Source organism: Mycobacterium sp. NGS66, from assembly GCF_059812225.1.
This window is the reverse complement of record NZ_JCALCG010000005.1, coordinates 319,804-340,959: the sequence shown is the minus strand read 5'-3', so window position 1 is coordinate 340,959 and position 21,156 is coordinate 319,804. Positions and strand designations below refer to the sequence as shown.

General features: G+C 67.2%; 20 protein-coding genes and 2 tRNA genes. 13 read left to right on the top strand and 9 right to left on the bottom strand.

Features of this window, described 5'->3' with window-relative positions; genetic code table 11:
- Nucleotides 1–125: 125 nt before the first annotated feature.
- Both AC5Y2L_RS13355 and AC5Y2L_RS13350 read left to right on the top strand, forming a co-directional pair.
- Nucleotides 126–197: transfer RNA gene (locus tag AC5Y2L_RS13355), tRNA-Gln, on the top strand.
- Nucleotides 198–281: 84 nt separating this feature from the next.
- Nucleotides 282–354: transfer RNA gene (locus tag AC5Y2L_RS13350), tRNA-Glu, on the top strand.
- A gap of 98 nt (nucleotides 355–452) precedes the next feature.
- On the opposite strand, the gene AC5Y2L_RS13345 is transcribed toward AC5Y2L_RS13350, so the two are convergent.
- The gene (locus AC5Y2L_RS13345) at nucleotides 453–953 is read right to left on the bottom strand and encodes a PPOX class F420-dependent oxidoreductase (RefSeq protein WP_499935013.1); all 501 of its coding nucleotides are present in this window, start codon (nucleotides 951–953) and stop codon (nucleotides 453–455) included.
- Between the two features lie 133 nt (nucleotides 954–1,086).
- Entirely contained in the window at nucleotides 1,087–1,788 is a 702-nt protein-coding gene (locus AC5Y2L_RS13340; RefSeq protein ID WP_499935011.1) for an IclR family transcriptional regulator, read from the bottom strand.
- 75 nt (nucleotides 1,789–1,863) lie between these two features.
- On the opposite strand from AC5Y2L_RS13340, the gene leuC reads away from it, so the two are divergent.
- The 3 genes from leuC (at nucleotide 1,864) to AC5Y2L_RS13325 (ending at nucleotide 4,764) form a co-directional block, all read left to right on the top strand.
- Nucleotides 1,864–3,285: a 3-isopropylmalate dehydratase large subunit gene (leuC, locus tag AC5Y2L_RS13335; protein WP_499935009.1), complete on the top strand. Its 1,422-nt coding sequence runs from the start codon at nucleotides 1,864–1,866 to the stop codon at nucleotides 3,283–3,285.
- Between the two features lie 22 nt (nucleotides 3,286–3,307).
- A complete protein-coding gene (gene leuD / locus AC5Y2L_RS13330; RefSeq protein WP_499935007.1) occupies nucleotides 3,308–3,904 on the top strand; it encodes a 3-isopropylmalate dehydratase small subunit in 597 nt (198 codons plus the stop codon).
- Between the two features lie 212 nt (nucleotides 3,905–4,116).
- Complete coding sequence (locus tag AC5Y2L_RS13325; RefSeq protein WP_499935005.1) at nucleotides 4,117–4,764, top strand: HU family DNA-binding protein; 648 nt, start codon at nucleotides 4,117–4,119, stop codon at nucleotides 4,762–4,764.
- 63 nt (nucleotides 4,765–4,827) lie between these two features.
- Here AC5Y2L_RS13325 and mutT1 read toward each other — a convergent pair whose 3' ends face one another.
- The 3 genes from mutT1 to cofC form a co-directional block, all read right to left on the bottom strand.
- Nucleotides 4,828–5,772, bottom strand: a complete 945-nt coding sequence (gene mutT1 / locus AC5Y2L_RS13320; protein ID WP_499935004.1) for an 8-oxo-(d)GTP phosphatase MutT1 — start codon at nucleotides 5,770–5,772, stop codon at nucleotides 4,828–4,830.
- A gap of 69 nt (nucleotides 5,773–5,841) precedes the next feature.
- Entirely contained in the window at nucleotides 5,842–8,046 is a 2,205-nt protein-coding gene (locus AC5Y2L_RS13315) for an RNA degradosome polyphosphate kinase (RefSeq protein WP_499935057.1), read from the bottom strand.
- Between the two features lie 54 nt (nucleotides 8,047–8,100).
- Nucleotides 8,101–8,751: a 2-phospho-L-lactate guanylyltransferase gene (cofC, locus tag AC5Y2L_RS13310; RefSeq protein ID WP_499935003.1), complete on the bottom strand. Its 651-nt coding sequence runs from the start codon at nucleotides 8,749–8,751 to the stop codon at nucleotides 8,101–8,103.
- A 91-nt stretch (nucleotides 8,752–8,842) separates the two neighbouring features.
- Between cofC and AC5Y2L_RS13305 the strand changes: the two genes are divergently transcribed.
- Both AC5Y2L_RS13305 and AC5Y2L_RS13300 read left to right on the top strand, forming a co-directional pair.
- A complete protein-coding gene (locus AC5Y2L_RS13305; protein WP_499935001.1) occupies nucleotides 8,843–9,841 on the top strand; it encodes an NAD(P)H-dependent glycerol-3-phosphate dehydrogenase in 999 nt (332 codons plus the stop codon).
- 147 nt (nucleotides 9,842–9,988) lie between these two features.
- Nucleotides 9,989–11,122, top strand: coding sequence for a D-alanine--D-alanine ligase family protein (locus AC5Y2L_RS13300; RefSeq protein ID WP_499934999.1), 1,134 nt, complete (start codon nucleotides 9,989–9,991; stop codon nucleotides 11,120–11,122).
- Between the two features lie 4 nt (nucleotides 11,123–11,126).
- Here the strand turns inward: AC5Y2L_RS13300 and AC5Y2L_RS13295 are convergent, their stop codons facing one another.
- Entirely contained in the window at nucleotides 11,127–11,669 is a 543-nt protein-coding gene (locus AC5Y2L_RS13295; protein WP_499934998.1) for a DUF3515 domain-containing protein, read from the bottom strand.
- Nucleotides 11,670–11,778: 109 nt separating this feature from the next.
- Here AC5Y2L_RS13295 and AC5Y2L_RS13290 point away from each other — a divergent pair, with 109 nt between their 5' ends.
- Genes AC5Y2L_RS13290 through AC5Y2L_RS13280 form a run of 3 tightly spaced genes read left to right on the top strand, consistent with a single transcriptional unit; the run spans nucleotide 11,779 to nucleotide 13,726 of the window.
- On the top strand, nucleotides 11,779–12,738 hold the full coding sequence (locus AC5Y2L_RS13290; protein ID WP_499934997.1) for a thiamine-phosphate kinase: 960 nt from the start codon (nucleotides 11,779–11,781) through the stop codon (nucleotides 12,736–12,738).
- Between the two features lie 17 nt (nucleotides 12,739–12,755).
- Nucleotides 12,756–13,046 (top strand): DUF1330 domain-containing protein, encoded by a 291-nt coding sequence (locus AC5Y2L_RS13285; protein ID WP_499934995.1) that lies wholly within the window; start codon nucleotides 12,756–12,758, stop codon nucleotides 13,044–13,046.
- Nucleotides 13,043–13,726: a uracil-DNA glycosylase gene (locus AC5Y2L_RS13280; RefSeq protein ID WP_499934994.1), complete on the top strand. Its 684-nt coding sequence runs from the start codon at nucleotides 13,043–13,045 to the stop codon at nucleotides 13,724–13,726. Before AC5Y2L_RS13285 ends, AC5Y2L_RS13280 begins: the two co-directional genes overlap by 4 nt.
- An 82-nt stretch (nucleotides 13,727–13,808) precedes the next feature.
- Here the strand turns inward: AC5Y2L_RS13280 and AC5Y2L_RS13275 are convergent, their stop codons facing one another.
- Together AC5Y2L_RS13275 and AC5Y2L_RS13270 are read right to left on the bottom strand one after the other, a co-directional pair.
- A complete protein-coding gene (locus tag AC5Y2L_RS13275) occupies nucleotides 13,809–14,483 on the bottom strand; it encodes a response regulator transcription factor (protein ID WP_499934993.1) in 675 nt (224 codons plus the stop codon).
- Nucleotides 14,480–15,703 (bottom strand): sensor histidine kinase, encoded by a 1,224-nt coding sequence (locus tag AC5Y2L_RS13270; protein WP_499934992.1) that lies wholly within the window; start codon nucleotides 15,701–15,703, stop codon nucleotides 14,480–14,482. Before AC5Y2L_RS13270 ends, AC5Y2L_RS13275 begins: the two co-directional genes overlap by 4 nt.
- 135 nt (nucleotides 15,704–15,838) lie before the next feature.
- Here AC5Y2L_RS13270 and AC5Y2L_RS13265 point away from each other — a divergent pair, with 135 nt between their 5' ends.
- Complete coding sequence (locus AC5Y2L_RS13265; protein ID WP_499934990.1) at nucleotides 15,839–16,219, top strand: hypothetical protein; 381 nt, start codon at nucleotides 15,839–15,841, stop codon at nucleotides 16,217–16,219.
- A gap of 22 nt (nucleotides 16,220–16,241) precedes the next feature.
- Nucleotides 16,242–19,067, top strand: a complete 2,826-nt coding sequence (locus AC5Y2L_RS13260; RefSeq protein WP_499934988.1) for an MMPL/RND family transporter — start codon at nucleotides 16,242–16,244, stop codon at nucleotides 19,065–19,067.
- Here AC5Y2L_RS13260 and rpmB read toward each other — a convergent pair.
- Entirely contained in the window at nucleotides 19,064–19,258 is a 195-nt protein-coding gene (gene rpmB / locus AC5Y2L_RS13255; protein WP_066930307.1) for a 50S ribosomal protein L28, read from the bottom strand. The two genes, AC5Y2L_RS13260 and rpmB, sit on opposite strands and share 4 nt — an antisense overlap.
- A gap of 232 nt (nucleotides 19,259–19,490) precedes the next feature.
- On the opposite strand from rpmB, the gene AC5Y2L_RS13250 reads away from it, so the two are divergent.
- Complete coding sequence (locus AC5Y2L_RS13250; protein WP_499935055.1) at nucleotides 19,491–21,155, top strand: DAK2 domain-containing protein; 1,665 nt, start codon at nucleotides 19,491–19,493, stop codon at nucleotides 21,153–21,155.
- The last annotated feature ends 1 nt before the right edge of the window (nucleotide 21,156 follow it).

Genomic DNA, 21,156 nt, shown 5'->3' with positions numbered 1-21,156 from the left:
GCGATGAGGATTGCGCGTTCAGTCTTTGGTAGTCTGCACATCGGCGCGCAACCGCGGGCAGCGGCGTTCGCAGGATACGTGTGAGGTCCGCGAAAACTGTCTGACCAGCGGTTTTAGCCAGCCAATGGGGTATGGTGTAATTGGCAACACAGCTGATTCTGGTTCAGCCATTCTAGGTTCGAGTCCTGGTACCCCAGCAGAGTCGATTGACCCCGTGCAGAGGCGCAAGCGATTAGGCGGCCATATCGGGGTGAGATATGCTGACTGCTCGGATCGTGTCTGGCCCCGTCGTCTAGCGGCCTAGGACGCCGCCCTCTCACGGCGGTAGCGTGGGTTCGAATCCCATCGGGGCTACAAATCCAGCTGGGGGCACCACCCGCTTGCGGGGGAACGCAAAATCCCCCAATTTCGTGCCGAAACGGGGGATTTTGCGTCTGGTCGCGCAGCTCGGCCTAGCTGGCCGCCGGTGCAGTAGAGCCGGCAACCGGCATGTGCGGTAGGCCGAGCTTGCGGTGATCCCAGGAGCGGGCACGGCGGCTCACGATGCGCACACCGACGCGCTTGTTCATCATCTGGTCGACCATCGGCTTCAACTCATCGGTGTATGGACCGGTGTAGCGCTCCCAGACGCTGACCCCGACCCGGTGCAGGGCATCGGGATCGTCAACGATTTCGGCAACGCCTTCGAAGGACACGCCGCGCAGGGTGTCGTAGGTATCGCCGTCCTCGATCAGGAAGCTCACCCGAGGGTCGCGTTTGAGATTCACTGCTTTCTGCGACTTGGCCTTGGTTTCCAGCCAGATTTCGTCGTCGACCACGGCGTACCACATGGCGGTCAGATGTGGTTGGCCGTTGGGCCCGATGGTGGCCAGGGTGCCGGTACGGCTCTTGACGACGAAGTCGGCGATTTCCGCCTCGGACATGACGATGCTCGCGCGCTGGTTCGTTCCCATGGCGTCAGTTTGTCAGGCCGTCTGAATCGACTCTGCGGTGGTGGCATCCAGTCTGCGGCCAGGGCGTAGGTTGCGGCGATTCACTAGCCCTGGACGCAGGATCGAAGCGACAGCCAAACAGCCAAACGCCGAATCAGAGCCGACGAGTGAGTGCGTCGGCGGCGGCCAGTAGGTCGGCTGCCCAGCGCGCGCCGGGACGCCGACCCATCCGGTCGATGGGTCCGGACACTGAGATCGCAGCGATGACGGCACCGCGGCCATCACGCACCGGCGCGGACACACTCGCGACCCCGGGCTCGCGCTCAGCGACGCTTTGCGCCCACCCCCGCCGCCGTACTTCAGCCAGCACCCGACCGGTGAATTTCGCCGTCGGCAACACCGCGGCTTGGGTGGCCGCGTCGCTATGGGCCAGTAGCACTTTGGCCCCCGAACCCGCCGTCATCGGCAAACGCGCGCCGACTGGAACCGTATCCCGAAGGCCCGCAGGGGGTTCCGCGGCGGCAATGCAGACCCGCGAAATACCCTCGCGACGGTACAACTGCACGCTTTCGCCGGTGGTCTCGCGCAACTGCGGCAATACCACCGAACCCGCCGCCAGCAGCGGGTCGTTGACGTGGGCCGCGAGTTCGGTGACCGCCGGCCCGAGGCACCACCGGCCCTCGTCGTCGCGGCGCAGCAGGCGATGAAATTCACAGGCGGCCGCCAACCGGTGCGCGGTGGCCCTGGGCAATCCAGTGCGCTCGCACAATTCGGCCAGGCCGCATGGAGATTCCGCGATGGTGTGCAGGATGTCCACGGCTTTGTCGAGCACGCCTATACCGCTATGCTGTCTCACAAAGAGATATTAGCGTCTCGCATGCTGAGATCACCAGCTGCCCGGCGCGCCGAGACTGACAGAGGCGACTTCGAGATGGAATCCACCACCGGCAAGCCACGCACGCTGGCCGAGAAGGTTTGGGACGACCACGTAGTGGTGCGGGGTGAAAAAGGCGCACCCGACCTGATCTATATCGACTTGCATCTGGTGCACGAAGTGACCAGCCCGCAGGCCTTCGACGGGCTGCGCCTGGCGGGGCGGCCGGTGCGCCGGCCCGACTTGACGCTGGCCACCGAGGATCACAACGTGCCCACGATCGACATCGACAAGCCGATCGCGGATCTGGTGTCGCGCACCCAGGTCGAGACGTTGAGGCGGAACTGCAAGGAATTCGGTGTGCGGCTATACCCGATGGGCGATATCGAGCAGGGCATCGTGCACGTCGTGGGGCCGCAACTGGGCCTCACGCAACCGGGTATGACGGTCGTCTGCGGCGACAGCCACACCTCTACCCACGGCGCGTTCGGCGCGCTGGCGATGGGTATCGGCACCTCTGAGGTCGAGCACGTACTGGCCACCCAGACGTTGCCGCTGCGCCCATTCAAGACAATGGCCGTCAACGTCGACGGAACGTTGCCGGACGGCGTGACGGCCAAGGACATCATTCTGGCGCTGATCGCCAAGATCGGCACCGGCGGCGGCCAGGGTCACGTCATCGAATACCGCGGCAGCGCCATCGAATCGCTGTCCATGGAAGGACGGATGACGGTGTGCAACATGAGCATCGAAGCCGGTGCTCGTGCCGGCATGGTCGCGCCCGACCAGACCACCTATGAGTTCCTGCGCGGGCGGCCACACGCGCCCACGGGCGCGCAGTGGGATGCCGCCTTCGCATATTGGGAGCAATTGCGCACCGACGACGGAGCCGTCTTCGACACCGAGGTCTATCTCGACGCGGCCTCGCTGAGTCCCTTCGTCACCTGGGGTACCAACCCGGGCCAGGGCGTGCCGCTGGCCGCGGCCGTGCCGGATCCGGAGCTGATGACCGACGACGCGCAACGCCAGGCCGCCGAGAAAGCATTGGCATACATGGACCTTCGGCCGGGAACAGCGATGCGCGATATCGCGGTCGACGCCGTGTTCGTCGGCTCCTGCACCAACGGGCGCATTGAAGATCTGCGGGTGGTGGCCGATGTGTTGCGCGGCCGCAAGGTGGCACCGACAGTGCGGATGCTGATTGTCCCGGGCTCCATGCGGGTCCGCGCGCAGGCCGAAGCCGAAGGGCTGGGTGAGGTTTTCACCGCCGCAGGCGCCGAATGGCGGCAGGCGGGATGCTCGATGTGTTTGGGAATGAACCCCGATCAACTCGCGCCCGGGGAGCGGTGCGCGGCTACCTCCAACCGCAATTTCGAAGGGCGGCAGGGCAAGGGCGGCCGCACACACTTGGTGTCCCCGGCCGTCGCTGCCGCCACCGCGGTTCGCGGCACCCTTTCCGCGCCCTCAGATTTGAATTGATTCGCCAGAACAGGGAACGAATATGGAAGCCTTTCACACTCACACCGGTATCGGCGTGCCGTTGCGGCGGTCCAATGTCGATACCGATCAGATCATCCCCGCGGTCTTTCTGAAGCGCGTCACCCGAACCGGTTTCGAGGACGGCTTGTTCGCGACCTGGCGATCGGATCCCTCATTTGTGCTAAACCTCAGCCCCTTTGACCGGGGTTCGGTGTTGGTCGCCGGACCCGATTTCGGCACCGGGTCATCGCGCGAGCATGCGGTCTGGGCGCTCATGGACTACGGGTTCCGGGTGGTTATCTCATCTCGGTTCGGTGACATTTTTCGGGGCAACGCGGGCAAAGCCGGTCTGTTGGCAGCAGAAGTTGCCCAAGACGACGTGGAACTACTTTGGAAGCTGATCGAGCAGAGTCCGGGCTTGGAAATCACTGCCAATCTTCAAGATCGAAATATCACCGCGGGAACAGTGGTGCTGCCGTTCAAGATTGACGATCACACCGCTTGGCGACTTCTCGAGGGACTCGACGATATAGCCCTTACGCTGCGGAAACTCGACAAGATCGAGGCTTTCGAAGGGGCTTACCCGGACTGGAAGCCGCGCACTTTGCCCATCTCCTGACACCGTGCGGCGGGCGAATTTCGCCACCGCCGGCGCGGTCACGCCAGGCTGATTTCGGGGCCACACCACCGGTCAAGGGCGGCAAGCGGATTGCGAAAATTCCGATTGCCAGGGCCTGAAATTGCGCGTGGCTCTTGGAAATCAAGTGGGTAAGGGTTTACCGTGTCTGCTAGTCGGTTCCGAAACGAGGACCACTGGCTTGGAGGGTTTGGATGAACAAAGCAGAGCTCATAGATGTGCTCACACAGAAATTGGGCTCGGATCGACGGCAGGCAACCGCGGCCGTCGAGAATGTCGTCGACACTATTGTGCGTGCGGTGCACAAGGGTGACAGCGTCACCATTACCGGTTTCGGTGTGTTCGAACAGCGGCGTCGCGCGGCACGGGTGGCCCGCAATCCGCGTACCGGCGAGACGGTGAAAGTGAAGCCGACGTCCGTTCCGGCGTTCCGGCCGGGCGCTCAATTCAAAGCGGTTGTCTCTGGGGCACAAAAACTCCCGTCGGAAGGACCTGCTGTGAAGCGTGGTGTCGCAACGAGTGCAGCGAAGAGAACCGCCAAGAAGGCTCCGGCCAAGAAGGCGGCAACGAAGTCTGCTGCCAAGAAGACCGCGAGCAAGGCTCCGGCCAAGAAGGCGGCAACGAAGTCTGCCGCCAAGAAGACCGCGAGCAAGGCTCCGGCCAAGAAGGCGGCAACCAAGTCTGCTGCCAAGCGGACCGCGAGCAAGTCGCCGGCCAAAAAGGCTGCCGCCAAGACGCTGGCGCGCAAGACGAGCAAGGCTCCGGCCAAGAAGGCTGCCGCCAAGACGCTGGCACGCAAGGCGCCCGCCAAGAAAGCAACCGCACGGCGGGGCCGCAAGTAACGCGGTAAGTCTCAGGCACAGATACCCTTCGGGTGGCGGCCGTCCCCGAAGGGTATCTGCGTGTCAGGCCTTCGCGTTGGCGCCGAGCGCGCCGCCGATGTGGTCGGCCGCCACCACCCGTCCCGCGACCAACGAGAGCACCCAGGTACTGCCCTTGTGGTTGCGGGATTTGTCGGCGCGCACCCCGTCGCGTTCGCACCACCACCCGATGAGGTCCGGAATCACCTTGCCCTGAGAGCAAATCACCGGTGTGCCCGGCTGTTCGGCGATCTGCAACAGGCGGTTTCGCCCGCGTTTCGGGTTCTTGGCGTAGGCCTCCTCGGTGAGCGCCGGCTCGTTGTGAATAGGCACACCCAGTTCGGCAGCGAGCGGCTCCAGTGTCTGATGGCAGCGCACGCGGTCGGCGGCATAGGCGTCGGTGGCACCGAACGCGAGCAGCTGTGGAACCAGCGCCTCGGCCTGCGCGCGCCCCTTCTTGTCCAACGGCCGTTTGGTGTCGTCTCCTTTGTAGCGGGCCTTGCTGCCGGCCGTCCCATGCCGAACCACCAATACGGTATGGGTGTCCGCCGGTTGTTTGCCGAACCGGCGCAAGACCTTTCGATCCTGTGGGTAGTCGAGTTTCTTCATCGCTTCGGCGAGCGGCAGCCAGAGCAACTCGTCGACCTCGTCACCCGGAACGAACTGGCCGCCGGTGCTGCGCGCCGCCCAGTAGCACACCTTCTTGATGCCTTGTTCGATCGGGTAAGTCACCGTGGCCAGCCGCCTGCCGAGGACGGCATGGTGACCGGTCTCCTCGAATACCTCTCGCGCGGCGGCCACCGGCGTGGTCTCGCCGGGGTCCACCTTGCCTTTGGGCAGTGACCAGTCGTCGTATCGCGGGCGGTGGATCAGCGCGACTTCCACCGGGTGCTTGGCCGATTTGATGTAGGCGGGCCGCCACAACACCGCTCCGCCGGCGCACACCACCCGGTTCCCCGAGCGGCGGTTGGACGAGTTCTGGGGCGACACCTCAACTCCTGCAGGTCAATTCGGGCACGGTTATTCGTGCTCGGAAGATCTGGCCTTCCAACGGCGGTATCAGGGGCTGCGGTGTCGCTCCATCAGCGATACCTGGTGATCGCGCACGGTCTCGCCTTCCCGTGGTGCGGCGCGCCACTGCCCGTCAGACCCAAGCTCCCAGCACCGAGTGGCGGGGTCCAACGCGGACTCGAACAAGTCGTCCAACTGGGCGGTGAGTCTGGGGTCTTTGACTTGAGCCATCACCTCGACTCGACGGTCGAGGTTGCGGTGCATCATGTCGGCGCTGCCGATCCAGAACTCGTCGATGGCGTTGAAGTGGATGATCCGCGAGTGTTCCAGGAAGCGGCCAAGAATCGAGCGGACGACGATGTTCTCCGAAATGCCTTCAGCGCCCGGGCGCAGCGCGCAGATGCCGCGGACCACGATCTCCACCCGCACCCCTTCCTGCGACGCGCGGTAGAGCGCGTCGATAACCTGTTCGTCGACAAGCGCGTTCATCTTCAGCCGAATTCGGCCCAGACCGGTTTTCCGGTGCGCGGCAACCTCGCGTTCGACACGCTCGATGATGCCGGTGCGAATGCCCTGCGGGGCCACCAACAGGTTGCGGTACGCCAGCTTCCGCGAGTAGCCGGTGAGCGAATTGAACAAGTCCGTCAGGTCGGCACCGATATCGGGGGCGGCGGTCAACAAACCCACGTCCTCATACAGCCGAGCGGTCTTGCCGTTGTAATTGCCGGTCCCGATGTGGCAGTAGCGCCGGATCGTCGGTCCTTCGCGGCGCACCACCAGGCATGTCTTGCAATGCGTTTTGAGACCGACGAATCCGTACACCACGTGTACGCCCGCCTGCTCGAGCTCACGCGCCCACCGGATATTGGCCTGTTCGTCAAAGCGTGCCTTGATCTCGACCAGTGCCACTACCTGCTTTCCTGCTTCGGCGGCATCGATGAGCGCTCGCACAATTGGCGAGTCACCGGATGTGCGGTACAGCGTCTGTTTGATCGCCAGCACGCCTGGGTCGGCGGCGGCCTGCTCGATGAATCGCTGCACGCTGGTGGAGAACGAATCGTACGGATGGTGTACCAGCACGTCGCCTTCGCGCAAGGTGGCGAAAATGCTCTTGGGAGTTTCCCCTTCGGCGAACGCGGGATGGGTGGCCGGGACGAACGTCCGGTCTTTGAGAGCCGGCCGGTCCAGGCCGTAGATCTGCCACAGCGACGACAAGTCCAGCAGCCCGGGCACTTCGATGACGTCACCGGGATCCACATCGAGTTCGCGCAGCAGCAATTCCAGCATGCTTTCGGTCATGTCGTCGGCGACCTCCAGCCGCACCGGCGAACCGAACCGTCGTCGCGCCAATTCCCGCTCCAGCGCCTGCAGCAGGTCTTCGTCGCGGTCCTCTTCCACCTCGAAATCGGCGTTGCGGGTAATGCGAAACGCGTGATGCTCGACAATCTCCATGCCCGGGAACAACACTGGGAGGAAGGCCGCGATCAACTCTTCCATCGGCAGGAATCGCACCTTGCCCTGACCTTCGGCCTCGGCCGGTATTTCGGCGCCGTCGCCGGCGCCGAGTTTTACGAAGCGATCGACGTTGTCGGGCACCTTGACTCGGGCGAAATGCTGACCGCCGTCGTCGGGTTGCCTGACGGTGATCGCCAGGTTCAGGCTCAGCCCACTGACAAACGGGAACGGATGCGCAGGGTCGACGGCGAGCGGTGTCAGGACAGGGAAGACCTGATCGTTGAAGTAGGTCGACAGTTGGTCGCGCTCAGCCTGATCCAAATCGTCCCACGTGACGATCGAGATGCCTTCTGCGCCGAGCGCCGGTAACACCGAATCCAGGAACACTCGCGCATGCCGGCTGGCGATGTGCTGGGTCTGCTCGGCGATGCGGCGCAATTGCTCGCGCGGGGTCAGCCCGTCGGCGGATCGGACCGACAGACCCATCTGGTCGCGGCGCTTCAGTCCGGCCACCCGGACCATGTAGAACTCGTCGAGGTTGGAGGCGAAGATCGCCAGGAACTTCAAGCGCTCCAGCAGCGGCAGCGAGTTGTCGTCGGCCAGCGCCAGCACCCGTGCGTTGAAGTCCAGCCAGCTCAGCTCCCGGTTGAGGTAACGGTCCTCGGGCAGCGCGTCGGTGATCGCTGCCGGGGTGGCCGCCGGTGGCGCTGCCACGCTCGAGTCGCCGGGAGACCACAGGTTCTCGTCGGGCCGCGCCTCAGCTTCGATTTCAGTCACCCTGCGATCATTGCTCATCACCCGTCGGTGCGGCCAGCGCAAGACACACATCTATATCTCGTGTACGTCGGCTGTTCAGCGATGAGCGATAGCGCGCGCGGTCGCCGGCCCAATCCCGAGACGACGGGCCACCGCCAGGTCGGCGGGCGTGTCGACATCACAGCGCAGGCCCGGCCAGGCGCCGGTCAGCTCGATGGCGCCCGAACGCCGATGCCGCGCCGCCGAATCCGGCCCGAACTGGGGGTCGAGCGTGACTCCGAACGCGCACAGCGCCGAGGTCCCGGTGCCCAGCCGGTCGGCGACGAAGCTGCGCCGGTGATGGCGCGCCCCCGCGATCGCCTGCTCCAGCTCCTGCGTCTGCAAAGCGGGTAAATCACCTTGCAGCACAACGACATTGGGGCAGAAGGTGGAGACGGCCCGTTCGGCTTCGGCGATGGCGTGGTTGAGCGGGTCGTGGTGTCCGTCGGGCGTCGGGTCGATCAGCACTTCGGCTCCGAGGTCGGCCGCCGCGGCCGCTGCGGCTTCGTCGGGGGTGACGACGGTGATCGAGCGCAGCGATCGGACCCGGGCCGCCGCGGTCAGCGTGTCCTGCAGCATGCCCAGTACCACCTTCTCCCGGGTGCCTGCCGAGAACACCGGCGCCAGCCTCGTCTTGGCGGCGGCCAATCGCTTGACGGCGATGATCAATGCGACATCGCTTGCCCCTTCGGCCCGTGTGCCGCTCATGTGGTCATCCTGCCAGCGGTGCGGTTCCGTCTACCGCGAGCGTCACGCTAGCGTGATCGGGACATCCGAGCGACGAGACCGGGGAGCGGGTATGGCCGTGACGGTGATGGGCGCCGGTGCCTGGGGCACGGCGCTGGCCAGGGTCCTGGCCGACGCCGGTGGACCAGACACCGAGGTGATCCTCTGGGCGCGCCGTTCGGAGGTCGCCGAGCAGATCAACGCCACGCGCTACAACGCCGACTATCTGCCCGGTGCTCCGCTGCCGCCGAGCATCCGGGCGACCTCCGACGCCGAGGAGGCGCTGCGCGGCGCGAAAACGGTGTTGCTGGGGGTACCGGCGCAGACGATGCGCGCCAACCTGGAGCAGTGGGCCCCGCTGTTTGCGTCGGGCGCGACCCTGGCCAGCCTGGCCAAGGGCATCGAGCTGGACACCCTGATGCGGATGAGCCAGGTGATCGTTTCGGTCACCGGTGCCGATCCCAGCCAGGTTGCGGTGATTTCGGGGCCGAACCTGGCCAGCGAGATCGCCGAGCGCCAGCCCGCCGCCACCGTCGTGGCGTGCAGCGACTCCGGCCGGGCGGTCGCCCTGCAGCGCATGCTGAACAGCGGATACTTCCGGCCGTACACCAACGCCGACGTCGTCGGCACCGAAATCGGCGGGGCCTGCAAGAACGTCATCGCGCTCGCGTGTGGGATGGCGGCCGGCGTCGGCCTCGGCGAGAACACCGCGGCGGCGATCATCACGCGCGGCCTCGCGGAGATCATGCGGCTGGGCATAGCGCTCGGCGCCAAGGGCGCCACATTGGCCGGCCTGGCCGGGGTCGGCGACCTGGTCGCCACCTGCACCTCACCGCATTCACGCAACCGTTCGCTGGGCGAACGCCTGGGCCGGGGCGAGAACGAGGCGTTGCAGGTCAAAGACGGCCATGTGGTCGAGGGGGTGACGTCGTGTCAATCGGTGCTGGCCCTGGCGTCCAGCTACGACGTCGAGATGCCGCTGACCGACGCCGTGCACCGGGTCTGCCACAAAGGGCTTTCGGTCGACGAGGCGATGGCCCTGCTGCTGGGGCGCAGCACCAAGCCCGAGTGAGCGAGTATCCCAGTCGCATTGAGTCTGCGGGTAGGGCGCGAAAGTTCGAGTAGGCCGCGCCGTCAGCGCAAAGTCAACGCCCGAAAACCGCAGTTCGGAGCCGTGCGCCCGGCCGCAAAGCGCCCCACCCGGTAGCCTCTGAAGGTTGTGACGCAATCCGACCCGCCTGCCACGCCGCGCGACCGGCGCGTGCGGGTGGCGGTTGTCTTCGGCGGGCGCAGCAACGAGCACGCCATTTCCTGCGTGTCCGCGGGCAGCATTTTGCGCAATCTCGACCCGGAGCGGTTCGACGTCGTCGCGGTCGGCATCACCCCCGAAGGGTCCTGGGTGCTGACCGACGGCGATCCGGATGCGCTGACCATCACCGACCGGCGGCTGCCCGAGGTGAGCTCCGAATCGGGCACCGAACTGGCATTGCCGGCCGATCCACGCCGCGGCGGTCAGCTGGTGTCGTTGACGCCGGCCGCTGGTGGCATCCTGACGTCGGTCGACGTGGTGTTCCCCGTGCTGCACGGGCCATACGGCGAGGACGGCACCATCCAAGGACTGCTCGAGCTGGCCGGTGTGCCGTACGTCGGCGCCGGTGTGCTGGCCAGCGCGGCGGGCATGGACAAGGAGTTCACCAAGAAGCTGCTGGCCGCCGAGGGGCTGCCGGTAGGGCGGCACGCGGTGCTGCGGCCCTCGCGCCCAACACTGCATCCCGAGGAATGCGAGCGGCTGGGCTTGCCGGTGTTCGTCAAACCCGCGCGCGGCGGCTCGTCGATCGGTGTGAGCCGGGTATCGAGCTGGGATCAGTTGCCGGCCGCGGTTGCCGGCGCTCGTCGGCATGACCCGAAGGTTATCGTCGAGGCGGCGATCAGCGGCCGCGAGCTGGAGTGCGGCGTCCTCGAAATGCCTGACGGCACAGTGGAAGCCAGCACTCTGGGCGAGATCCGGGTGGCCGGGGTACGCGGACGCGAGGACGCCTTCTACGACTTTGCGACCAAATACCTCGACGATGCGGCCGAACTGGACGTGCCGGCCAAGGTCGACGACGAGGTGGCCGATGCGGTGCGGCAGTTGGCCATTCGGGCGTTTCGGGCGATCGACTGCCAGGGCCTGGCCCGGGTGGATTTCTTCCTCACCGACGACGGCCCGGTGATCAACGAGGTCAACACGATGCCGGGCTTCACTACGATCTCGATGTTCCCGCGGATGTGGGCGGCCAGCGGTGTCGATTACCCAACGCTGTTGGCCACCATGGTGGAAACGGCGCTGGCCCGCGGCGTCGGGTTGCGGTAGACGGCTACCGCGCGGGCGCCGGGTCGATGGGAACGGCGCCGACGGTGCGATCGATCACCTCGGAGAGCTCCTGGATGGGCGTGGGCCCGGATCCCGATGGCAGCGTCAACGCCAGATAAACCGGGCGGTCCACCGCGTACCAGGTGGTGCTTCCGTCTGACTGCGCGCCCACCCGAAACCACTGGACTCGGTCGACCAGCTGGATCGGGGAGCCCACCACAAAGTCGGCCGGACGGTCCAGTCCGCAGCGCAGTACCACCGGTTCGCCGTGTGCGGTGGCCCGCCAGGCCGCCGCACCCTCGGGTGCCGGTCGCGCCAAGGGCGCGCGTTGAAAGCGCCCGAGTCGCTGCGGTAGCGCCGCCATCAAGGCTTTGCATGCCGGATCGCCGGCGCGGGGGGCGGCGACCGCGGGCAGGGCAACAGGATGAGGTGGTGACCCGCGACTCGCCGCGATGACCAGGATGACGCCGATTACCGCCACTCCCAGCAGGGCCGCGGCAATGATCAAAAAACGTGGCGGGCCGTCGGATTGGGCGTGCGGTGTCATGGGGGAGGGCCTGTCACCTGCGTAGCTACCTCGGATTCTCATACACTGGCGCGGTCCGCCCGGGCGGGCAGGGACCAAACTTACCCGAGGCCGGGATCGTGGAGGTGGCGTGCGCGACACAGCAGATGAGCATTCGACGCTGCAGCAGCTCGGGGAGTTTGCGGTGATCCGGCGACTGGCGCAGGGCCGTCGGCAACCCGGCGCTGTGCTGCTGGGACCCGGCGACGACGCGGCGGTGATCTCGTGCGGCGACGGTCGCGTCCTGGTATCGACCGATGTGTTGGTGCAGGACCGCCACTTTCGGCTGGACTGGTCGACACCGCACGAGGTCGGCCGCAAGACGATCGCGCAGAATGCCGCCGACATCGAAGCGATGGGTGGACGGGCAACCGCCTTCGTGGCGGGTTTCGGAGCGCCGGGGGACACGCCGGCGGCGCAGGTGGATGAGCTGGCCGACGGCATGTGGGACGAGGCGCAGCGGATCGGGGCCGGCATCGCGGGCGGGGATCTGGTCAGCTGCCCGCAGTGGGTGCTGTCGGTGACCGTGCTGGGCGAACTCGACGGGCGCTCGCCCGTGCTGCGGTCGGGGGCGAAACCTGGTTCAGTGGTTGCCGTCGCGGGAGAGCTGGGGCGCTCGGCTGCCGGTCATGCGTTGTGGCACAAGGGAATTGATCGGTTCGACGAACTGCGGCGGCGCCACCTGGTGCCGCAGCCGCCGTATGGCCAGGGAGCCGTTGCCGCGGCCGCCGGCGCCGAGGCGATGATCGACGTGTCCGACGGTCTGGTCGCCGATCTGCGACATGTCGCCGAGGCGTCGGCGGTGGGCATCGACCTGTCGGCGGCGGCGCTGGCGGCCGACCGCGATGCGCTGGCAACGGCCGCCGCGGCGGTGGGCGCCGACCCGTTGTCGTGGGTGCTGGGCGGCGGCGAAGATCATGCCCTGGTCGCCTGTTTCGGCGCTGCGGTGCCCGACGGCTGGCGCGTTATCGGGCGAGTGCTCGGCGGCCCGGCTCGGGTCCTGGTCGACGGCGAGGAATGGCAAGGGTACGCGGGTTGGCGATCCTTCTAAGCGGTTAGGGTGGCCCGGTGACCGTCTATGCGATCGCACAGTTGAGATTCACCGACCGGGCAGCCTACGACCGGTACCAGGCCAGATTTATGGAGGTGTTCCGTCGCCACCCGGGAACATTGCTGGCCGCCGACGAGTCGCCGCAGGTCATCGAGGGGCAGTGGGACCGCGAGAAGGTGGTGCTGATGTCGTTTCCGGACGAGGCCGCGTTCTACGGCTGGGCGCGATCGCCGGAATACCAGGAGATCTCGAAGGATCGGCATGCGGGCGCGGACACCGTGGTGGTATTGGTCAAAGGCTTGCAATGACCGCGCGCCCGCTGAGCGAACTCGTGGAGGCCGGCTGGGCGGCCGCGCTCGAGCCGGTGGCCGAGCAGGTCGCGCAGATGGGGCGGTTCCTGCGCGCCGAGCTCGCGGCCGGGCGCAGGTACCTACCGGCTGGCCCGAATGTATTGCGCGCCTTCACTTTCCCGTTTGACCAAGTGCGGGTGCTGATCGTCGGGCAGGATCCCTACCCGACTCCCGGGCACGCCGTGGGCCTCAGCTTTTCGGTGGCCCCCGACGTGCGGCCGCTGCCGCGCAGCCTGGCCAACATCTTCGACGAGTACACCGCCGACCTCGGTCACCCCCAGCCGTCGTGCGGTGACCTGACGCCCTGGGCGCAGCGCGGTGTGCTGCTGCTGAACAGGGTGCTCACGGTACGGCCCAGCAATCCGGCGTCGCATCGCGGCAAGGGCTGGGAAGCGGTCACCGAGTGCGCAATCCGGGCACTGGCGGCGCGCGCCCAGCCGATGGTGGCAATCCTGTGGGGGCGCGACGCGTCGACGCTCAAGCCGATGCTGGCCGCGGGCAAGTGCGTCGCGATCGAGTCGCCGCATCCCTCGCCGTTGTCGGCGTCGCGTGGATTTTTCGGCTCGCGTCCGTTTAGCCGCGCCAACGAGCTGCTCACCGAGATGGGGGCTGAGCCGATCGACTGGCGGCTGCCCTGAATTGGCGCCGTACCTGCCGAGCAGACGCAAAATCGCCTGATTTCAACCATTTTCGGGGGAGTTTGCGTCTGCTCGCGAGTAGTTAGCGCGGTGTGACGATGCCGTTGTCGTAGGCATAGACGATCGCCGCGGCGCGGTCGCGCAGGTCCAGCTTTCCGAAGATTCGGCCGATGTGGCTTTTCACGGTGACGCCGGAGATGCACAGTTGGTCGGCAATCTCGTTGTTGGACAAGCCTTTCCCGACCAGCGTGAGGACGTCGAGCTCGCGGGCGGTCAGCTCGGCGAGGCGGTTGCCGTGCTTCGCAGGCGCTCTGTCAGGCGTCTTCCGGTACGTGCTGAGTACGCGCGCGGTCACCGCGGGGTCCAGGTAACTGTCTCCCCTGGCGACGGTCCGCACGGCGCGGATCAACTCCTCGGCGGACGAGTCCTTGAGCACAAAGCCCGCAGCCCCGGCGCGCAGCGCCCCGGAGAGCAGTTCGTCCTCGTTGAATGTCGTCAGCGCCAGCACCGGCGGCATCCCGCCCAGCCGCCGCGTTGCCTCGATGCCGTCGACCCGTCGCATCCGCAGGTCCATCACCACGACGTCGGGGTGATGCCGGGCCACCGCCGCAGGAACTTCGTCGCCGTCGGCGCATTCGGCGACGATAGTGAAACCGTCTTTGCGACGCAGGATTCGGCGCAGCCCGGAGCGCACGAGCTCCTGGTCGTCGACGAGCAGGACCGCAACTTCCGGTGTCTCAGAGCTGTTGAGATTCACCCTCGGCACCACCACGGGCGCCATCCGGTGTTGGTGTCCTCGAGCGGTATTTCGGCATGCACCGACCATCCGTCCCGGCTCGGTCCGGCCTCGATGGCCCCGCCCAGCAGCTCGACACGCTGGCGCATGCCGCGCAGACCGCGGCCCTCCGGCGATTCGGCGGCGGCTACCGCGGCGGGCAGCCGATTGTGCACGGCCAGCTTGGCTGAACCCGATGAAACATCAAGCAGCACAGCTGACTTGGACTCAGGGGCGTGTTTGGCGATGTTGGCCAGCGATTCCTGAGTGATGCGATACAGCGCAAGGCCAACCGCGGCCGAGACGCGGCTGGTCGGACCGTCGATGCGCAGCGTGACGGCCAGGCCCGCCCGCGCGAAATCCTCGACGAGCACAGTGATGTCGTCGATCCCGGGTTCGGGCATGGTCGCGATCTTCTTGGCTCCACGCGTTCCGGTGTCGAGCAGACCGACCGTACGGCGAATGTCGGCCATGGCCTGCCGGCCGAGCCGCTCGGCCTGCTCGAGTGCCTCGACCGCGTCGTCGACGTCGCGATCCTGCTGCAGGGCTCGGCGGGCGCCGGTCACATGCAGCAGTGTGATCGACAACGAATGGGCGATCACGTCGTGCACTTCGCGCGCGATGCGGCGGCGCTCGTCGGCTGCGGCGTGCTCGGCCAACGCCTCCTGGGCCTGGATCTGCTGCGCCAACAGCTCCCGTTGAGTGTGCATGAGATAACCGATCAACCAGCCGCCCGCGACGAACAACAGATACAGCGCCACCACATCCAGGCGGTGCAGCGCGGACGCGGTGAGCAGCAACGCGGCCGACGACATGGCGGCCAGGAATCCGACGAACCCGGAGGTGAGCGTGCCCACCACGCCGACCATCAATACCAGCAGCGCCGGTGCGAAATCGGCGCGAATCGGCGTCGATGTCGCGAACAGCATCACCGCGGTGGCTGCCGACCAGGTGACCCACATCAGCACCGGCCGAAATTTCATGTTGAAGAAGAAGAACGCCAGCAGCGGCGACAGGGCGATCGCCGAGGCGGCCAGAACGCCGGGCAGATCGGCAGCGGGGCGCTGCCACACCGCAACCGCCCCGCCGACCACCAACAAGCCGTCGGTGATGATCACGAACGGCCAGGTGATGCCCACGGGTATCAGCTCGCCGCGCTGGCGCAACCTCTCCCGGACAAAGCCCATGGCCGCACGCAACATCGTCCAATGGTAAAAGAGGCCGCCGTCCGGCCACATCATCCTTGGGTCGGCACCCGGCTCATACCGTAGTAGGAGACAAAGACCGAACCTCGGCACGACGCGCAGCACCGCCGCGCATTCCTAACCTCTTCGGTTATGACATGGAAACTGCTGCACGAGCGCATGGCCTTCATGGCCGAATTGATCGACGCCGCCGAAACCGATCCAGAGGCGGCACTTGACTTGGCCGACAAGGCATCCGAAGTGTCCCGATTGTTCGGCGACGAGGAAGGGCTCCTGCTCTCGCTGCGGCAGCGTTGGCTGATGATGCTGTACGCGAAGCTGGATCAGGCGGACTACGACGGCCTCACGGCCGAAGAGGCCAGGGCCGAGCTGGTCGCCGCGAACCCGGGGCTGTGTGCGTTGTTGGACATAGCTTCCCGACGATCACTACGGCTTCGCGTGCTGGCCCGAAATGAGCATCGGGCTGTCAACCTCTGCGATGGACCGATAAGCGAACGGCAGACCGTTGCGTGACCGCAGGACAAGACGGTACGCGATGCTGGTCGTCGGGCTCTGGGTGCTGACGGCTGCCGCCGGCAATCTGGCTGTGCCGCAACTGGAGCGGGTCGTGCAGACGCATTCGCGCTCCTTCATGCCCGCCCACGCGCCCAGTTCGGTCGCCGCCACCCGCGCCGCCGAGCTGTTCGGCCAAACTCCAAGCAACAACTTCATTTTCGTGGTGCTGGACCGCAATGCGCCGCTGACAGCACAGGATCACCAGTTTTACGACGCGTTGACGGCGGCGCTGCGGTCCGATCGGCGGCACGTGTATTCGGTGATGGACTTGTGGTCTCAACCCGCGACCGCCGCGGGCGCACAGAGTCGCGACGGGCATGCGGTCACCGTCATGGTCCGGCTCGCCGGAATGCTCGGCACCGCTCAAGCGCGCGATTCGGTGAATTCCGTGCGCACCACCGTTACTGCGCTGTCGAGGCCGACGGGACTGCAGGCTCATGTCACGGGCCCTGGCGCCACGATCGTCGACGAATTCGCCGCCATCGACCGGCAGATGCTATCGATCACCGCCGCAACGGTCGCGCTGATCCTGGTGCTGCTGTTGGTGGTGTACCGATCGCCGATCGCCGCAGCGATCCCGTTGATATCGGTCGGTCTGGCGTTGGCGGTGGCACGTTGGATTGTTGCGGCGCTTGGGTTGTCGGGCGCCGTCGAGGTCTCGCTGTTTTCGGTGGCGCTGATGGCGGCCATGACGCTTGGCGCGGGCACCGACTACGCGATCTTTCTCGTCGGCCGCTACCAGGAAGGCCGGCGCGGCGGGGTGTCGCCGCCCCGGGCGCTGACCGATGCCTACCGCGCGGTAGCCCCGGTGGTCATCGGGTCGGCGTTGACGGTGTCGGTGGCATTGGCGTGCCTGGACTTCGCCGAGGTGGGTATGTTCCGCAGTGCCGGAATACCCTGTGCGGTCGGCATTCTCGCGACGATGGCGGCGGCGTTGACGCTGACGCCCGCGCTGATGAACCTGGCGATGCGTCGTGGATGGCTGGAACCGCGACCGTCGAAGACGGCCCGGCGCTGGCGGCGCGTCGGAACCGCGGTGGCCCGCTGGCCCGGGCCTATCCTGACCACGGCGGGAATGGTGATCGTACTGGTGGCGCTGCCGCTGATCGGCTTTCGGGTGGGATGGAACGAGCTGGCGGCCACCCCGGCCGACGCCGACTCGAGTCGGGGCTATGTAGCCGCCGATCGGCATTTCGCGGCCAACTCGTTGCTGCCCGACGTCGTCACCGTCCAGGCCGACCATGATCTGCGCACCCCCGCTGGCCTGATCGCCGTCGAGCGAATCACCCGCCAGATCATGGCGGTACCGGGTGTGCGGATGGTGCAGTCCGCCAGCCGTCCCGACGGCAAGGTGCCCGACGAGGCGACGCTGAGCTATCAGGCCGGCACGGTCGGCCGTCAGTTCGACGAGGCGGTCGATTCGTTGACCCAGCGGCTGCGCCGGGTCTCCGATCTGGACGATGCTCTGGCGCAAACCCAGGCGGCGGTCAGCCGACTGGGCAGCGGGCTGCGCGGCGGCAGCGCCGGCTTGACCGAGATATCCGGGGCCGCAACGGATATGCGTGCCGGACTCGAAGGAGTCCAGCGCACCGCCACCATGGTCTCGAGCTACCTGGACCCGCTGCGCGACTTCGTCGCGCGGACCCCGGACTGCGCCGCTAACCCGTTGTGCGCAACGGTGAATCGGGTACTCGAGCCCGTTGACGGCCTGCTGCAGACCTCGGCGCGCCTCGGCGACGGCGCCGCCAAGCTCACCGGCGGGTCGACGACCGCCGCCCAGGCCCTGGCGGCCATGCCGCAAGCTGTGGCATCGATGAATACCGCGCTGGCGCAAGCCCGTTCGGCCACTCAGGAGTTGCTGGGACTCGGCGACACGATCGGCCCGCAACTGCGTCAGCTGACCGATTACCTCAACGAGATCGACACTCAATTCCGCGGCAGCGCGGCGTCGGGCTTCTACCTGCCGCAGCGAGCGCTCTCCGACCCGCGCTACCTCGCGGTGTTGCACGACATCGTCTCGGCGGATGGCCGTTCCACCTATCTACTGGTCTACGGCGACGCTGACGAGTGGGGCAGCGACGGCGCCAAACGGGCAGCCCAGGTGCGCGCCGCAATCAGGGAAGCCACCAAGGAGGGCACGCTGACCCCGACGGGAGTCGACCTGGCCGGCGTCGGGCCCGCGACAGCCGACTTGCAGCATTCCGTGGCACGCGATACTGCGCTCCTGGTGGGAGCCGCGCTGGCGCTGATTTTCTTGATCGTGATGGCGATGCTGCGCAGCCCGGTGGCGGGACTGGTGGTCGTCGGCACCGTCGTCGCGTCCTACGCATCGGCGCTGGGGGCCAGTGTGCTGATCTGGCAGTACCTACTGCATCAGCCGCTGCACTGGGCCGTTGCGCCGATCGCGTTCATCGCGCTGATCGCGGTCGGCGCCGATTACAACCTGCTGTTGGCGTTGCGGATCAAACACGAAGCGGCGGCGGGTCTCAAGACCGGCATCATCCGGGCGTTCGGCGGCACCGGTGGCGTGGTCACCACCGCCGGGATCGTCTTCGGGATCACCATGCTGGCGCTGCTGGCCAGTAGCGTGCTCAGCATCGCCCAGGTGGGCACCACCATCGCGGTCGGGCTGTTGCTGGACACCCTGGTGGTGCGGGCGCTGGTGGTGCCGTCGATCGTGGCGCTGCTGGGCCGGTGGTTCTGGTGGCCACGCCGCGTGACCCGTAATAACGCGAAGGTGCAACCGTCGCCACTCGGGAAATCGGTCGCCAGCCGCACGCTCGCGGCATCAGCCGATCGTCGTTAGCCCCGGACGACCTTGCCGGCCTTGATGCAGGAGGTGCAGACGTTGAGCCGCTTCTTGTTGCCGCCGGGACGCGTCACGACGTGCACTGTCTGCACGTTGGGGTCCCACCGGCGGCTGGTGCGGCGGTGGGAGTGCGACACCGACTTGCCGAAGCCGGGGCCTTTCCCGCAGATATCGCACACAGCGGCCATTCTGAGCTCCTCAAGCGTTTGGAATCCGGTCTCTTGGAAAACCCGGAGTATCCCCGGACCGGTCGGGCCGTCCCAGGATAACCGGGGTCGGCGGCAACCGCCAAAACGATCCACTCCCAGCAGCTGCGTCATGACGTTCGTTGTCGCCCCCGCTGGCTAGGCTCGATGCACGGGGCCAGGCGCGCAGGAGGTGAGTCAGCAGGTGGGCACGTGCGCCGGACACGATCGTCTGCTGGACGCGTCCGCCCTGCGGGACTGGGCGCACACCGCTGTCAGCGACCTGATCACTCATATCGACGAGATCAACCGGCTCAACGTCTTCCCGGTCGCCGACGCCGACACCGGCGCCAACATGCTGTTCACCATGCGCTCGGCGCTCGCCGAGGCGAACGCGGGCGGCTCCGACGGGCTGCACGGCGACGTCGCCCGGGTCGCCGCCGCCCTGTCGACCGGGGCGCTCAACGGCGCCCGGGGCAATTCCGGGGTCATTCTGTCCCAGATCCTGCGCGGCATTTCCGACGTCACCGCGACGGCGGCCGCCGACCGGGGCGGTGAATTACCCGAAATCGACGCCACCTTGTTGGGGGCGGCGCTGCGACGCGCGGTCCACCTGGTCATCGCCTCGATGGGCGGCCAGGAGGTGCCGGGGACCATCGTCTCGGTATTACGGGCCGCCGCCGACGCCGTCGAGGAGAGCGCCGCCGCCGGCCAAGGCCTGGCCCCGGCGGTGACGGCCGCCGGCAACGCAGCGGTCGCGGCGCTGGAAAAGACCCCCGAGCAGCTCGAGGCGCTCGCCGACGCCGGCGCGGTGGACGCCGGCGGCCGCGGCCTGCTGGTGCTGCTGGACGCGCTGCGCACCACCATCTCCGGCCAGGCGCCCGCCCGCGACGTCTACCAGCCGTCCCCACGCGCGCAGCCCCCACCGGCCGCCAAGGCACCGGCACCCCAGTTCGAGGTGATGTACCGGCTGAGTGGCTGTGACGCCGACGCCGCCGACGCGCTCCGCGATCGGCTGACCGACCTGGGTGAATCCGTGGCCATTGCCGCCGCCGCTGTTCCACTGGCTGCCGGCGGCAGCTACTCGGTGCACGTGCATACCGACGACGCCGGCGCCGCCGTCGAAGCCGGATTGGCCGCCGGGCAGCTGAGCCGCATCGTGATCTCGGTCCTTTCCGGCGCCACCGGCCTGCCTGCGGGCGGCTGGACCCGGGAACGGGCGGTGCTAGCCGTCGTCGACGGCGACGGCGCCGCGCAGCTGTTCGCCGACGAGGGCGCCTGCGTGTTGCAACCGAGTTCGGATGCCGTTGACCCCGCCACCGACATCAGCGCCCACCGGCTGGTCCGGGCGGTGGTGGATACCGGCGCCGCGCAGGTGATGGTGCTGCCCAACGGCTATGTGGCGGCGGGCGAGCTGGTGGCCGGTTGCACCGCGGCCATCGGCTGGGGTGTCGACGTGGTTCCCATCCCGACCGGGTCGATGGTGCAGGGGCTGGCCGCGCTGGCCGTGCACGAACCCGACCGGCAGGCGGTGGACGACGGCTACACCATGGCCCGCGCGGCCGGCGCCGCCCGGCACGGCTCGGTGCGCATCGCCACCGAGACCGCGCTGACCTGGGCCGGCAGCTGCCAGCCCGGTGACGGGCTGGGCATCGCGGGCGACGAGGTGCTGATCGTTGCCGCCGACGTCGCGGCGGCTGCCACCGGCCTGCTCGACTTGCTGCTCGCCTCTGGCGGCGAGCTCGCCACGGTGCTGATCGGCGCGGCCCTCCAGAAGGATGCGACCGCCGCCCTCGCCGACACCCTGCAAAAGCACGTCCACGACCGTCATCCCGGGACTGAGCTGCTGACCTATTACACCGGCCACCGCGGTGACGCGCTGCTGATCGGGGTCGAGTAGC

Bases quoted from the DNA above. Each gene is read 5' to 3' on its own strand.
- AC5Y2L_RS13260 (WP_499934988.1), top strand. From the start codon at position 16,242: ATGCTGGTCGTCGGGCTCTGGGTGCTGACGGCTGCCGCCGGCAATCTG.
- AC5Y2L_RS13295 (WP_499934998.1), bottom strand. From the start codon at position 11,669: ATGACACCGCACGCCCAATCCGACGGCCCGCCACGTTTTTTGATCATT.
- rpmB (WP_066930307.1), bottom strand. From the start codon at position 19,258: ATGGCCGCTGTGTGCGATATCTGCGGGAAAGGCCCCGGCTTCGGCAAG.
- AC5Y2L_RS13305 (WP_499935001.1), top strand. From the start codon at position 8,843: ATGGCCGTGACGGTGATGGGCGCCGGTGCCTGGGGCACGGCGCTGGCC.
- AC5Y2L_RS13265 (WP_499934990.1), top strand. From the start codon at position 15,839: ATGACATGGAAACTGCTGCACGAGCGCATGGCCTTCATGGCCGAATTG.
- AC5Y2L_RS13325 (WP_499935005.1), top strand. From the start codon at position 4,117: ATGAACAAAGCAGAGCTCATAGATGTGCTCACACAGAAATTGGGCTCG.
- leuD (WP_499935007.1), top strand. From the start codon at position 3,308: ATGGAAGCCTTTCACACTCACACCGGTATCGGCGTGCCGTTGCGGCGG.
- AC5Y2L_RS13270 (WP_499934992.1), bottom strand. From the start codon at position 15,703: ATGTTGCGTGCGGCCATGGGCTTTGTCCGGGAGAGGTTGCGCCAGCGC.
- AC5Y2L_RS13345 (WP_499935013.1), bottom strand. From the start codon at position 953: ATGGGAACGAACCAGCGCGCGAGCATCGTCATGTCCGAGGCGGAAATC.
- leuC (WP_499935009.1), top strand. From the start codon at position 1,864: ATGGAATCCACCACCGGCAAGCCACGCACGCTGGCCGAGAAGGTTTGG.
- AC5Y2L_RS13280 (WP_499934994.1), top strand. From the start codon at position 13,043: ATGACCGCGCGCCCGCTGAGCGAACTCGTGGAGGCCGGCTGGGCGGCC.
- cofC (WP_499935003.1), bottom strand. From the start codon at position 8,751: ATGAGCGGCACACGGGCCGAAGGGGCAAGCGATGTCGCATTGATCATC.